The organism is Campylobacter sp. IFREMER_LSEM_CL1097, assembly GCF_025772225.1.
Lineage (GTDB): Bacteria > Campylobacterota > Campylobacteria > Campylobacterales > Campylobacteraceae > Campylobacter_D > Campylobacter_D lari_D.
Genome location: NZ_JAKMRT010000010.1, coordinates 1 through 13,159, shown reverse-complemented (window position 1 = coordinate 13,159; position 13,159 = coordinate 1). Strand labels below are relative to the sequence as shown.

The window sequence follows — 13,159 nt, the reverse complement described above, 5'->3', positions numbered from 1 at the left end:
TAATTTTTTAAAATTATATTTGATTTAGTTAAAAGGAAGTTTATATGCGTATTTTAAAACAACCATGTGGAATGTATGAAACAAATTGTTATATTATAGATCATAATAACAAGCAAATTATCATCGATCCAGGAGAAAATGCTTATAAGTTTATCAAAGAAAATACAAGCAAACCTTTAGCTATTTTAAATACCCATGGTCATTATGATCATGTTTATGATAATGCTAAAGTTAAAATGGCTTATGAAATTCCAATTTTTATCCATAAAGATGATGCTTTTATGCTAAAAGATCCTTTTAATTATGGTTTTGAGCATTCAAGTGCTGATGTATTGATAGAAAATGAAAATGAATTTAGTATAGATGAGTTTAAGTTTAAATTTCATCATTTCCCAGGGCATACTCCAGGGTGTTGTATGATAGAACTTGTGGGCAAAGATGTGCTTTTTAGTGGGGATTTTTTATTTTATCGTAGTATTGGTAGGTGGGATTTTCCTTACTCAGATGCAACTAAGATGAAAGAGAGTTTGCTTAAAGTTTTAGCTTATGAAAAAAATTTTAAGCTTTTTCCAGGGCATGGAGAAGAAAGTTCTTTAAGAGAAGAGCAAAGTGCAATTTCTGCTTGGTTAAGGTATTTTCATTAATGGATAAGGTTTTATATTTTTTAAGTTTTTTACTGATTTTAAGTGCGATTTTGAGTTTTTTTAAACCCAAAGAAACAAAAAAGAAATTTTTTCACAAATGTCCATGTTTTAGAGCAGTAGAAAATGGTTTAATGAGTAGAATTTGCATTTATGTAGGAAGTTTTGGTTTTATGTATTCTGTGCTTTATATTGGTTTTGGAGTGTATGATAAAAAGCTTTTTATGATTTTGCTTTTATCTTTTGCGATATGGTATTTTGCTTGGGTTTTAAAAAAAGAATAGCTAGAATTAGCTATTCTTAAAAATTATTTTGTATTAATATATAAAGGTTCAAAAGGACCATAACGATGTTGCTCTATACTAAATTTATCATGTTTAGCATAAGGTTTTACATCCATATCTGCAGGTTTTACATCACGATCTGGAAAGTCTTTATTTCTATTCTTTTTAATAGGTCTTGGTTGAGAATTAATATAAGCTGCCACATCATAAGCTTGTTCTAGAGTTAAGGTTGCATCATCTTTTGGCATATTTGCTTTGATATAACTTGCAGCTTTGATAAGTCTATACATGCCAGCACCTGTGTTGTAACTATCATTTCCCCATAAAGCAGGATATATGTAATAACTCATACTAGGATCATTACTTTTTATCCCCTCTCCATTTTCTCCATGGCAGGCTACGCACTTATTTTGATAAATTTCTTTACCTTTTTTAGGATCTGCTGCTCTTTTTAAAAAGGATATTTTAGGTAATCCTTGTCCTTGTGTTTTTGCTCCTACTTCTATACCTTGAGAAATATAATGCATATAAGCAAGTATGGCTTTCATTTGAGGAGAGTTGTTTGGAAGCCTTTTGCCATTCATGGATCTTTCCATACAGCCATTAATCCTATCTTCTAGAGTGATTATTTTATCCGCTCTTGCATTATATTGTGGAAAGCGTGCATAAATTCCTACAAAACCTGATTGATTTTTTATAGTTCCAGCATTAGCATGACAGCTTGAGCAAGAAAGATTATTACCTGTATAACGATTTTTAGGATTTTTTGCTTGAGGTCCTATATAGTTTGTGGTGTAATTTAAAATTTTATTACCCAAAATGACTGCTTGAGTATAAGGTGAATTTGGAAGCTTATCTTCAATGATAATACCATTTTCTATAGTATTTGGGACTTTCCATTGTGCACTTTGTAAATGGATACCTGTTTGCTTTTTTGCTTGAAGTTTTGCTTGATCAATGGCAAAAGCAGAACTCATTAAAAAAGATAAAGATAAGACAGAATATACAATTTTTTTCATTTTACCTCCTTAAACTTGTCTTATTTTCATCTTATAACTTGAAATTTAAAAAAATATTAAATGTTTTTAATGTAAAAGTATCTTTAAATACTACTATGCCGTTTTTAAAGATAAAAATGATATTATTAATATTTTTTAGAATATGTAATTAATGTTACCTTTTTATACATTTTATCAAAGGAAATTATCAATGAGAAAAAGCATAGCAGAATGGCAAAAACAAGAGCTACTTTTACTTTCATTACCCCATAAAAATAGCGATTGGAGTCCTTATTTAGAAGAAATTATGCAAAGCTATGAGGAATTTATTAAAGCTGTGGCAAATTTTCAAAAAGTTTTACTTATTGCTCCAAGTGAAAAAGATTTTCAAAGATTTAAACATATAAAAAATGTAGATTTTTTTAAGTGTGATACTAATGATACTTGGATTAGAGATTTTGGTGCAATTGATGTGCGTGAAGATGATAAAATTATAGGGCTTGATTTTACTTTTAATGCTTGGGGCGATAAATTTCAAAGTTCTTTAGATAATGCGGTAAATTCAAAACTTTTTGCACAAAAATTATCTGGAAAATTAGAAAAAATTGATCTTATTTTAGAAGGTGGGAGTATTGATTTTAACGGGCAAGGAGTAATGCTTACAACGAGTGCTTGTTTGTTAAATGAAAATAGAAATTCACATTTTAATAAAGAGCAAATTGAAGCTAAGTTAAAAGAAATTTTTGGCTTAAAACAAATTATATGGTTAAATCATGGTTATATAAAAGGCGATGATACTGATCATCATATAGATACTCTAGCAAGATTTATAAATGAAAAAACTATTGCTTATTGTGTGTGTAAAGATGAAAATGATGAGCATTATAAACCTTTAAAGGCTATGGAAGAGGAACTTAAAAAAACAGGATTTGATTTATTAGAGCTTCCTTTACCTAAGCCTTTGTATTTTGAAGGTAAAAGACTTGGTGCTACTTATGCAAATTTTGTTTTTGTTAATGGTGGTTTGATAGTGCCAACTTATAATGATGAAAATGATGCTTTGGTATTAGAAAATTTACAAAAAGCATGCAAAGATAGAAAAGTAGTAGGGGTTGATGCAAGGGTGTTTTTAAGACAAAATGGTTCTTTGCATTGCTCTTGTCAAAACCGCTATGAAGGTCAAAGATGAATTTACAAAAAAGCGCAACTATCATTGCAAGTGTATGTGCTATTTTTTTAGCTATTATAAAATTTGCAGTAGGATTAGCTTCAGGTTCTGTTGCAGTACTTTCTAGCGCGATTGATTCTTTGCTTGATTGTGTGATTTCGGGTTTAAATTTTTTAGCTTTGAAAAAAAGCTCTCAAGGCTCTAGCAAGGAATATAATTTTGGCCTTAGTAAAATTGAAGCTTTAATGGGGCTTTTTGAAGGTCTTGTTATTAGTGGGATTGGGGTTTATATTTTTTATGAGAGTGTTTTGAAAATTCACAATCAAGAAAGTGTAGAAAAACTTGATCTTGGAATTTTTGTCATGGCTTTTGCTATGGCTGTGACTTTGTGTTTGGTGGTTTTTTTAAATTATGTTGCTAAGAAAACAAAAAGCTTGATTATAAAAGCTGATAGCTTACACTATAAAATAGACTTTTTGACTAATGCTTTAACGCTTTTAGCACTTGTGATTATAGCTTTTACAAATTATCATTTTATTGATGGATTATTTGGCATAGCTATAAGTTTATATACGATTTTTTCAGCTTTTAAAATCATTAAGGAAAGTTCTAAAATTTTATTAGATGTAGCTATTGATAAAGAACAAGTTGAAGTGATTAAACAAATCATAAGTGCAAATAAAGAAGTCAAAAGTTTTCATCATTTAAAAACTAGAAAAAGTCCTGATATGCTTTATGTTAGTGTGCATTTAGTTTTTGAACCTACAATATCACTTTTAAAAGCTCATGAGATTGGTGATGAGATTGAAGATAGCATAAGAGAACATTTTAAAGATGATTTTTGGAATATCCATATACATTTAGATCCTTATGATGATTCAGAAGAAGAAAGGAGTAAAAATGAAATTAGCGCTCATTCAGCAAGAATTTAAACAAAATAAAGAAAAAACTATAGAAAAAACATGCGAACTTATTAAACAAGCAGCAAAAGAAAAGGCTGAGCTTGTGTGTTTGCAAGAGCTTCATCAAACGCAGTATTTTTGTCAAAGTGAAAATACAAACTTTTTTGATTTGGCAAATGACTATGAAGAGGATGTTAAATTTTGGTCTAATGTAGCTAGGGAAAATAAAGTTGTTTTGGTAACTTCTTTATTTGAAAAAAGAAGTGCAGGGCTTTATCATAATACTAGTGTGGTATTTGAAAAAGATGGCTCCATAGCAGGCAAATACCGCAAAATGCATATTCCTGATGATCCTTGTTTTTATGAAAAATTTTATTTTACTCCAGGTGATTTGGGTTTTGAGCCTATACAAACAAGTGTTGGAAAGCTTGGGATTTTAATATGCTGGGATCAATGGTATCCTGAAGCTGCTAGGTTAATGGCTTTAAAGGGAGCTCAAATTTTGATTTATCCTACTGCTATAGGTTGGTTTGATAAGGATGAAAAAGAAGAAAAACAAAGACAGCTTGAAGCTTGGATAGGCGTGCAAAGAGGTCATGCTATAGCTAATGGCTTACCTGTAGTAGCTATTAATAGAGTGGGTTTTGAAAAAGATGAAAGCGGTGTGGAAGAAGGTATAAGATTTTGGGGGAATTCTTTTGTTTTTGGGGCTCAAGGTGAAGAGCTTTTTAGGACTGATGATAAACAAGAGCTTTGTAAAATCGTTGAAATTGATATGCAAAGATGTGAAAATGTGCGTAGATGGTGGCCATTTTTACGCGATAGACGCATAGAATATTTTCATGAATTAAATAAAAGATTTATTGACTAAAAGGAGAAAAAAATGAAAAAAGTTTTAGTGCCTTTGGCAAAAGGTTTTGAAGAAGCTGAGTTTATAGGTATAGCTGATGTTTTAAAAAGAGCAGGGGAGGCTAGTGGGAATTTAGAAGTAATTATTGCTTCGCTAGATGATGAGCTTTTAGTGCAAGGAGCTAATGGAATTAGCATAAGGGCTGATGTGAGTTTGGCTAGTGTTGATCAAGAAAATTTAGATGCAATTGCTTTGGCGGGTGGATTTGAAGGTATGATGAATTTAAAAAACAATTCACTTATCATAAAAATCATACAAGATTTACATGCTAAGAAAAAAATCGTAGCTGCTATTTGTGCTTCACCTATGGTATTGGCAAAAGCAGGGGTGATTAACGGGGAGTTTTCTTGCTATCCTGGTTGTGAAGCGGGTATTGAAGGTATAAGAGTAAATAAAGCAGTTGTGGTAAATGAAAATGTCATCACAGCAGCTGGGCCTGCTACGGCTATTTTATTTGGTTTAGAGCTTGCTAAACATTTATGCTCAGAAGAAATTTATCAAAAACTTTATGAAGGTATGCTTGTTCCTTTAACAAAATAAACCCTCGCTAATGAGGGTTTAGCTTACATTTGTTTCATAAGCTTGGTAATTTCACCCTCATGAGGAAATCTATCTACTTCACAATTAAACAAGTCTTTTTTAGAGTAAATGATTTTACCATCTACTTCTACTATAAAATGACCACCACCTTTTTCTATGGTAGAAATTTGCGCATCTTTGAATTCATTTTGTATTTCTTCTGCAACCCTTGCAGCTTGTGGTTTGTAATTTCAAAGATTACAATAATAAATTTTTACTTCCATTTTTTTACTCCTTTTTTTGAAAGTAAGCTATTATACATTTTTTATGCTTGTAAGTTTTAAATTTAAGGTTTTTTTTTATAATAATAAAAAAATACAAGGAAAAATATGAGCCAATTTACACATTTACATTTACATACAGAATATTCTTTACTTGATGGAGCAAATAAACTCAAAGAGCTAGCTAAAACGCTAAAAGCACAAGGTGCAACAAGTGTTGCTATGACTGATCATGGAAATATGTTTGGTGCTATTGATTTTTATAAAACAATGAGAGCTGAAGGAATTAAGCCTATTATAGGGCTTGAAGCATATTTACATAATCACGATGATTTAAGTGATAAAAGCTCAAGACAGCGTTTTCATCTTTGTTTATTTGCTAAAAATGAAATTGGTTATAAAAATTTGATGTATTTGAGCTCGCAAAGTTATATACATGGCTTGTATTATTACCCAAGGATTAATAAAAAGCTTTTAGAGGCTCATAGTGAGGGTTTGATTTGCTCTTCTGCGTGTTTGCAAGGTGAGGTTAATTGGCATTTAAATACCAAGAATGAAAGAAATATAAAATTTGGCGCAAAGGGTTATGAGGGTGCAAAAGAAGCAGCTTTATGGTATAAAAAGGTTTTTGGAGATGATTTTTACCTTGAAATTATGCGTCATGGTATTGATGATCAAAAATTTATTGATGATTCTATCATCAAACTTGCTAAAGAGCTTGATATAAAAATTATTGCAACTAATGATACGCATTACACTTTTAAAGAAAGAGCGGCTGCTCATGAAGTATTTATGTGTATAGCTATGGGGGTTAAGCTTGATGATCCAGGGCGTTTAAGACATGAGGTGCATGAGTTTTATGTAAAAACGCCAGAGCAAATGAGCGAGCTTTTTGCTGATATTCCTGAAGCCATTGAAAATACTCAAGAAATAGCTAATAAATGCAATTTAGAATTAAAACTGGGCGATCCAACCCCACCAAATTTTAAATTTACCCGTGAATATGCAAAAAAATATAGTTTAAATCTAGCACAAGAAGATCAAGAATTTAGCTTTGATAATGATGATATAGTTTTTGAGTATCTTTGTAAAAAAGGCTTAGAAGAAAGACTTCAATTTATCGATGAGAGTAAGCACCAAGAGTATAAAGATAGGCTTGATTTAGAAATTAGTATTATTAAAAATATGAAATTTTCAGGTTATATGTTAATCGTTCATGATTTTATCGCCGCAGCTAAGGAAAAAGATATACCAGTTGGCCCAGGGCGTGGGAGTGCAGCGGGGAGTTTAGTTTCGTATTGTTTGAAAATTACAGATTTAGATCCTATACCTTATAATCTTCTTTTTGAGAGATTTTTAAATCCTGAGCGTGTATCAATGCCCGATATTGATGTGGATTTTTGTCAAGATAGAAGAGGGGAAGTGATTGATTATGTGATCGATAAATATGGAGCTGAAAAGGTTGCACAAGTCATTACCTTTGGTAAGCTTTTAGCAAAGGGGGTAATCCGTGATGTAGCTAGGGTTTGTGATATGAGCATACCTGATGCAGATGCTTTGGCAAAATTAGTTCCTGAAGAGCTAAAAATTACTTTAGAAAAAGCCTATGAGCAAGAACCAAAAATAGCTGAATTTGTAAATTCTCATCCAAAGGGGCGTCAAGTTTGGGATTTTGCTAAGGCACTAGAGGGTTTAAATAGAAATGCAGGTATGCACGCGGCCGGAGTTGTGATATCTAATGAAGCTTTGTGGAATAAAGCTCCGCTTTTTAGACAAAGCAAAAATGATGAGCGTCATTTGGTAACCCAGTATTCTAAAGAATATCTTGAAGATGTAGATTTAATCAAATTTGACTTTTTGGGTTTAAAAACTCTTACAGTAATTGATAATGCGATTAAGCTAGTAAAAAAGCGCTATGGTAAAGATGTAATTTGGGAAAAGATTGATATGAATGATCCTAAGGTTTATAAAACCATACAAAGTGGTAATACCTTGGGTATTTTTCAAATAGAATCAGGCGGTATGCAAAGTTTGAATGCTAGGTTAAAGCCTGAAAGATTTGAAGATTTAATCGCGGTTTTGGCTTTATATAGACCAGGACCACTTGATAGTGGGATGGTGGATGATTTTATCGATATTAAACATGGTAGAAAGGCTGCTACTTATGCATTTGAAGATTTAAAACCTATACTTGAAAACACTTATGGGGTTATAGTTTATCAAGAGCAGGTTATGCAAATAGTGCAAAAAATTGGTGGTTTTTCTTTGGGTGGAGCTGATAATGTGCGTCGTGCTATGGGTAAGAAAAAAAGAGAAATTTTGGACAATCTTAAAGCAGAGTATTTAGAAGGAGCTAAAAAACAAGGCTATGATGAGAAAAAGGCTGATGATTTGTTTGAGCTTATTTTGAAATTTGCTGAATATGGTTTTAATAAATCTCACTCGGCTGCCTATGCACTTATAACCTTTCAAACAGCGTATTTAAAAACTTATTATCCAAGTGAGTTTATGGCTGCGCTTTTAACAAGCGAAGAAAGCAATGTGGATAAGGTCGCAAAATACATTGAAGAGATGAAAAGAATGAATATCAAGCTTTTGCCACCAAATATCAATAAAGCTCAAAGAGAATTTAGTGCAACTAAGCTTGAAGATGGTTCTGAAGCTATTATTTATGGGCTTGGAGCGATTAAGAGTGTGGGAATTCCTGCGATAGAAAATATCATGACTATTCGCAAGGAAGAGGGCTTTAGTGATTTTGATGATTTTATAAGCTCTATTGATCCTACTAAGATTAATAAAAAAACTATAGAAAATTTAGCTAAATCAGGTGCTTTTGACGAGTTTGGTTATACTAGAAAATGTTTAGTAGATAATCTTGAGCTTATTTCAGAAACAAGTAGAAAAATAGCTGAAGTTAAAAGAAATTCTACTGCTTCTCTTTTTGGAGAAGAAGAAATAGCCGCAGATATCAAAGTAGGGCTTCATGATAGCAAAGTAGAATTTGAGTTAATGGAAAAACTAGGCTATGAAAAAGAAATCTTAGGAATTTATGTATCAGGCCATCCTTTGGATAAATTTGCAAGTCAAATAGAAGGTATAGAATATTTTAAAAGTATGGATTTTGAAACACTCAAAGGCGAGGGTGAGCTTTTGGTTGTAGGAAAGATTGAAGATTTTAAATCAATGATGAGTAAAAGTGGTAAAAGATATGCTAAGGCTGTGGTTTTAGACTTTTATTCTTCTTTTGATATGATTATTTTTGAAACTCAAGTAGAAAAAGTTGAAACACTTTTTAAAGAAAGCAAAGATGAAGCCTTTGCCTTTTTACTAAGATATAAAAACAATGACAATGACTTAAGCTTTAGTTTAAATGAAATTTATACACTAGAAGAAGCAAAGGAAAATGAGCTAAAATCTTTTAGTAAGAAAAAAAGCTTTGCAAAAAAAGAAAACAAAGAAGAATTTACACAAGATCCTATGAAATTTGAAGAAAATATCATAGAACTTGACATTAATAAGCTTAGTAAAGATATGGTGTATGAAATTTATGATCTAGCTAATACAAGACATAATCCAAAAGATGCTAATAACAAAAAGCTTGTGTTAAAAGTACTTGATATGGGTAGCTGCTTGCTTTATCATACAAATTTTGTTCTCTCGCAAGAAGCTATGGATGTGATAGCTCAAAAATGTAAAGGTTAAAATATAGACATTAAAAGTCCATTTTATATAGTATAATTATATCAATACAATATAAAAAGGATAAAAAATGGCTTTAGCACTTGAGACTATTCAAGATTATACCATCCAAAAAGGTAAAAAATCTTTTTGGATGTGTTTTAACACTCCAAATAATGATTTTCATGTCAATAAAACAAAATATAGCGATTTGTTTGATCAAGACAAGACAGATTATAAAGCTAGAGATGAATTTTTAGCTTTTATGAAAGAAAATTTTCCAAAAACAAAACTAACTATGGTATTTGATACGGCTCCGGTGGGGTATTTGTTGTATCCTTATTTAGGTAGTCTTGCTGTTGATTGTGAGGAAAATGATGAGGTTTATAAGGCTATAAACAAAAAATACGAAGATGAAAATTGCATGCCAAAATCTATGAATGCAGTTTTTTGGGAAATGAGCCTTGAAGTAGCCAAAGAGCTACATGAGGCTAGGAAATTTGATTATGAAAATTTTTAAAGGTAAAAAATGCAAATACAAACTTATATAAAAGAAGCTTTAGACAAAGCAGAGGTAATCATCATCACAGCTGGAGCTGGCATGGGAGTAGATAGTGGTTTGCCTGATTTTAGAGGAAAAGAAGGTTTTTGGAGAGCTTATCCGCATTTGCAAAAACTAGACATAGACTTTGAACGCATGGCTAATCCTACAAATTTTTATACAAATGCACAGCTTGCTTGGGCTTTTTATGGACATAGATTTAAATTATACAAAGATACTAAGCCACATAAAGGTTATGAAATACTTTTAAAACTTGCAAAAAGCAAACAAGATTATTATGTCGTTACGACTAATGTAGATGGACATTTTAAAAAGGCTGGTTTTGATGAGAATAAAATTTATGAATTTCATGGAAATATAAATTACTTGCAATGTTTTAATTATGCATGCGGTGATTTGATCTGGCAAATGCAAGAGGAATTAGATATAGATATGGAAAATTTCAAAGCCTTATCTTTGCCAAAATGTCCTAGATGTCAAGGTTTAGCAAGACCAAATATCTTGATGTTTAATGATGGTAGTTTTAATGATAGCCGTTATTTTTTACAAAAGCAAAGTTATAAAAACTGGCTTAAACCCTTAGAGGATAAAAACATCTTGCTTATAGAGCTTGGAGCTGGTAAGGCTGTACCTAGTATGCGTATATTTGGCGAGAATTTTTGTAAAAAAAGCAAAGCTAGAACACTTTTAAGGATCAATCCAAATGAGTGTGATTTTCCAAAGTTTTTTAGAAATGGCATAGGGCTTAAGATGAAAGCTTTGGAAGCTTTGGAAATGATAGATAGCTTGATATAATAAGCTTAAAATTTAGAAAGGTTGTAAATGAGTGGTGAAAATACAAAAGTAAAATCTTGCGTTGTAAGTTTGAAAGAGTTGGTGTGTGGTAAAGTAGATGGTAAAAATGATCAAAAATCAGATATATTTTCAAAAGATAAGTTTTTATTAAACATACCTGATTATCAACGCCCTTATGCTTGGGGTATAGAGCAAGTTAAAATTCTTTTAAAAGATATAAGCGAACAAATAGATAAAAACCAAAATAAACAAGATGTTGAAAAACAAAAATATCTTTTAGGAAGTTTGATATTACATACAGAAAATACAGAAAATACAGAAAAAAAGTTTAATATAGTAGATGGCCAACAACGCCTTACTACTTTGGCTTTGATTTTAAGAGTTTTATGTAAATGTAATTTTTTAAATAATGTTAAATACTCTCATAATGAGTCAAAATACCATATCAAAGAAAATTACGAGTATATAAAAGCTTATTTTGAAAGTTGTAGTGATAAAGAATGCGAGTTTTTAAATTTTCTTTTAAAAAATATAGAATTTATCTGCGTTTTAGCTCCAAGCGAAGATGATGCGTTTTTGTTTTTTGATAGTGCAAATTCAAAAGGTAAAGGTTTAAAATCATATGATCTTATAAAGGCTTTTCATTTGTATTCTTTAGAGAAAAAACAAGGTAGTATGCTAGGTTATTATGCAAGGAAATTTGAAAATCTTGCAAAAGATGAAAGGAAAATCACTATTTTATTTGATGAGCTTTTAGCACCTGCTAGAGCATGGTTAAAGCACAAAAGCATTAATGCTAATGATATTAAAGCATACGAAGAGTTTTGTAAAGAATTTTTTAGTGATAAATTCCTTTATAGCAAGGAAGATTTAGGGGTTTTAAGTAGTTTTGCTAATGGGGTGGATTTTTTTGAGTATTTGTTTAAATACAATGAGTTTTTTGATAAGTTATCAAATAATGCTTTATACCAAGAGCTAGATGAAATATATTACACAGGATTTATTTATAATAAATACATTTACGCCATTGCTATGATGATTTATTTTTCTAAATTTCCAAATGGTAATAGTGATTATTTCTTAGCCTTAATTGCAAGAGCTGCTTTTAGTTTGAGAGTTTATAGACCAAGTATTTATAGGGCTACTCAAAGAGATTATGCTTTGGAATTTTTAGAAAAAGTGTATTTTGTATCTTTTGAAGAGGAATTAGAGCAAAATTTACTTGATTTTATAGTTATAAAAAATGAAGAAGAAAGAAAAACAAAAAATTCAATTATTGATAATAAAAATCCAAATCAAAAGAAGCGTAATGGTGGGAAAGAATGGTATTTAGAAAAAACCAAAGAAATTTATGAAAAACAACACATACAAAAGCATATAGTTTAAGGAGAATACAAATGGAAAGTAATTTAGTAAATAATCAAAATCAAGCAAGTGTTATAAGTATTAAGAGTATAGTAAATATTGATAATAAAGAACAAAGTATTTTTTTTGAAATTCCACCTTATCAAAGACTATATGAGTGGGATAAAGAGCAAATACAAACTTTACTTAATGATATAAAAACTAATGAAAGTAAGAATAAATACTTTATCGGTAATGTAGTAGTAAGCCAAAAAGATGATAAATATCTACTCATAGATGGCCAACAACGCTTAACAACTTTGTTTTTGATAGGATTTTTTCTTTCTTATAAAAATCCAAGCGATCAACCAAAATGGAAAGATTTTATTATGCAAGGCGATAAACTTAGAATTTCTATGCCTATAAGAGAAAAAGAAGAAAAAGTTTTAAAGGAATTTGCTAAATTTTGTAGTGATAAAAAAGATGATAATAATTTATTCTTACAAGAAATTAAAAAATTTCCACAGGATATATGCCAAAACATACCACAAGCTTTAGAAATTATAGTAAATTGGTTTGAAGAGAATATCAAAAATGATGATATTGCAAAGTTTTCTAATTTTATTTATAGTAATGTAAATTTTGTTTTTGTAGAATTAGCCGAAAATACTGACTTAAATCGCTTTTTTATCCGTATGAATAACCGCGGCAAACAACTAGAAAAACATGAAATTTTAAAAGCAAGACTGCTTTCAAATATTAATGAAAAAGAAAGAGCTTTTTATGCTCATATATGGGATATTTGCTCACAAATGGATAATTATATCTTTCAAAAAGCTAGTGATAGAGTGATTTCTAAATCAAATGAAAGTAGTGGAGATAATTATATAAATAATATCATACAACCTGAAAAATCATTTGACAAACCAAATCAAGACAAGGCAAACCAAGGTAAATTTAAATCCATAGTAGATTTTCCTACTTTTTTATTGCATGTTTATAAAATTTGCAATAAACAAGATATTATCATAGACAAAAATAAGCTTTTAGAAATTATAAAAATAGAACAAAAAGAAA

Annotated in this window: 13 protein-coding genes; 11 read left to right on the top strand and 2 right to left on the bottom strand. The window is 30.4% G+C overall.

All coding sequences use genetic code 11. The features are described from left to right. The first annotated feature begins 44 nt into the window (after positions 1-44). Together L8W64_RS05485 and L8W64_RS05480 are read left to right on the top strand one after the other, a co-directional pair. Positions 45-644, top strand: a complete 600-nt coding sequence (locus L8W64_RS05485) for an MBL fold metallo-hydrolase (RefSeq protein WP_263673086.1) — start codon at positions 45-47, stop codon at positions 642-644. Beyond that, positions 644-925 carry a hypothetical protein gene (locus L8W64_RS05480; RefSeq protein WP_263664443.1) on the top strand — a complete coding sequence of 94 codons (282 nt, stop codon included), beginning with the start codon at positions 644-646 and terminating at the stop codon, positions 923-925. The genes L8W64_RS05485 and L8W64_RS05480 overlap by 1 nt, the downstream gene beginning before the upstream one ends. A 23-nt stretch (positions 926-948) precedes the next feature. On the opposite strand, the gene L8W64_RS05475 is transcribed toward L8W64_RS05480, so the two are convergent. Further along, on the bottom strand, positions 949-1,944 hold the full coding sequence (locus L8W64_RS05475) for a c-type cytochrome (protein WP_263673084.1): 996 nt from the start codon (positions 1,942-1,944) through the stop codon (positions 949-951). Positions 1,945-2,134: 190 nt separating this feature from the next. On the opposite strand from L8W64_RS05475, the gene L8W64_RS05470 reads away from it, so the two are divergent. The 4 genes from L8W64_RS05470 to L8W64_RS05455 are packed head-to-tail and all read left to right on the top strand — an operon-like array spanning position 2,135 to position 5,443. Further along, the gene (locus tag L8W64_RS05470; RefSeq protein WP_263669776.1) at positions 2,135-3,112 is read left to right on the top strand and encodes an agmatine deiminase family protein; all 978 of its coding nucleotides are present in this window, start codon (positions 2,135-2,137) and stop codon (positions 3,110-3,112) included. Further along, complete coding sequence (locus L8W64_RS05465) at positions 3,109-4,023, top strand: cation diffusion facilitator family transporter (protein ID WP_012661604.1); 915 nt, start codon at positions 3,109-3,111, stop codon at positions 4,021-4,023. Before L8W64_RS05470 ends, L8W64_RS05465 begins: the two co-directional genes overlap by 4 nt. Further along, the gene (locus L8W64_RS05460) at positions 3,992-4,864 is read left to right on the top strand and encodes an N-carbamoylputrescine amidohydrolase (protein ID WP_263673083.1); all 873 of its coding nucleotides are present in this window, start codon (positions 3,992-3,994) and stop codon (positions 4,862-4,864) included. The genes L8W64_RS05465 and L8W64_RS05460 overlap by 32 nt, the downstream gene beginning before the upstream one ends. A gap of 12 nt (positions 4,865-4,876) precedes the next feature. Next, a complete protein-coding gene (locus L8W64_RS05455; RefSeq protein ID WP_263673081.1) occupies positions 4,877-5,443 on the top strand; it encodes a DJ-1 family glyoxalase III in 567 nt (188 codons plus the stop codon). A 23-nt stretch (positions 5,444-5,466) separates the two neighbouring features. Here L8W64_RS05455 and L8W64_RS05450 read toward each other — a convergent pair whose 3' ends face one another. Next, positions 5,467-5,706: a SelT/SelW/SelH family (seleno)protein gene (locus tag L8W64_RS05450; RefSeq protein WP_257396702.1), complete on the bottom strand. Its 240-nt coding sequence runs from the start codon at positions 5,704-5,706 to the stop codon at positions 5,467-5,469. Positions 5,707-5,811: 105 nt separating this feature from the next. Between L8W64_RS05450 and dnaE the strand changes: the two genes are divergently transcribed. The 5 genes from dnaE to L8W64_RS05425 form a co-directional block, all read left to right on the top strand. After that, positions 5,812-9,405, top strand: coding sequence for a DNA polymerase III subunit alpha (gene dnaE, locus L8W64_RS05445; protein ID WP_263673080.1), 3,594 nt, complete (start codon positions 5,812-5,814; stop codon positions 9,403-9,405). Positions 9,406-9,472: 67 nt separating this feature from the next. After that, positions 9,473-9,901, top strand: coding sequence for a hypothetical protein (locus L8W64_RS05440; RefSeq protein WP_263673078.1), 429 nt, complete (start codon positions 9,473-9,475; stop codon positions 9,899-9,901). 9 nt (positions 9,902-9,910) lie between these two features. Beyond that, the gene (locus L8W64_RS05435) at positions 9,911-10,738 is read left to right on the top strand and encodes an SIR2 family NAD-dependent protein deacylase (protein WP_263673076.1); all 828 of its coding nucleotides are present in this window, start codon (positions 9,911-9,913) and stop codon (positions 10,736-10,738) included. A 27-nt stretch (positions 10,739-10,765) separates the two neighbouring features. Continuing rightward, positions 10,766-12,124 carry a DUF262 domain-containing protein gene (locus L8W64_RS05430; RefSeq protein WP_263673074.1) on the top strand — a complete coding sequence of 453 codons (1,359 nt, stop codon included), beginning with the start codon at positions 10,766-10,768 and terminating at the stop codon, positions 12,122-12,124. An 11-nt stretch (positions 12,125-12,135) separates the two neighbouring features. Beyond that, positions 12,136-13,159 (top strand): DUF262 domain-containing protein (locus L8W64_RS05425; protein WP_263673072.1); only part of this gene is annotated, 1,024 nt, incomplete at its 3' end.

Bases quoted from the DNA above. Each gene is read 5' to 3' on its own strand.
- L8W64_RS05435 (WP_263673076.1), top strand. From the start codon at position 9,911: ATGCAAATACAAACTTATATAAAAGAAGCTTTAGACAAAGCAGAGGTA.
- L8W64_RS05430 (WP_263673074.1), top strand. From the start codon at position 10,766: ATGAGTGGTGAAAATACAAAAGTAAAATCTTGCGTTGTAAGTTTGAAA.
- L8W64_RS05440 (WP_263673078.1), top strand. From the start codon at position 9,473: ATGGCTTTAGCACTTGAGACTATTCAAGATTATACCATCCAAAAAGGT.
- dnaE (WP_263673080.1), top strand. From the start codon at position 5,812: ATGAGCCAATTTACACATTTACATTTACATACAGAATATTCTTTACTT.
- L8W64_RS05470 (WP_263669776.1), top strand. From the start codon at position 2,135: ATGAGAAAAAGCATAGCAGAATGGCAAAAACAAGAGCTACTTTTACTT.
- L8W64_RS05480 (WP_263664443.1), top strand. From the start codon at position 644: ATGGATAAGGTTTTATATTTTTTAAGTTTTTTACTGATTTTAAGTGCG.
- L8W64_RS05485 (WP_263673086.1), top strand. From the start codon at position 45: ATGCGTATTTTAAAACAACCATGTGGAATGTATGAAACAAATTGTTAT.
- L8W64_RS05460 (WP_263673083.1), top strand. From the start codon at position 3,992: ATGAAATTAGCGCTCATTCAGCAAGAATTTAAACAAAATAAAGAAAAA.
- L8W64_RS05455 (WP_263673081.1), top strand. From the start codon at position 4,877: ATGAAAAAAGTTTTAGTGCCTTTGGCAAAAGGTTTTGAAGAAGCTGAG.
- L8W64_RS05475 (WP_263673084.1), bottom strand. From the start codon at position 1,944: ATGAAAAAAATTGTATATTCTGTCTTATCTTTATCTTTTTTAATGAGT.
- L8W64_RS05465 (WP_012661604.1), top strand. From the start codon at position 3,109: ATGAATTTACAAAAAAGCGCAACTATCATTGCAAGTGTATGTGCTATT.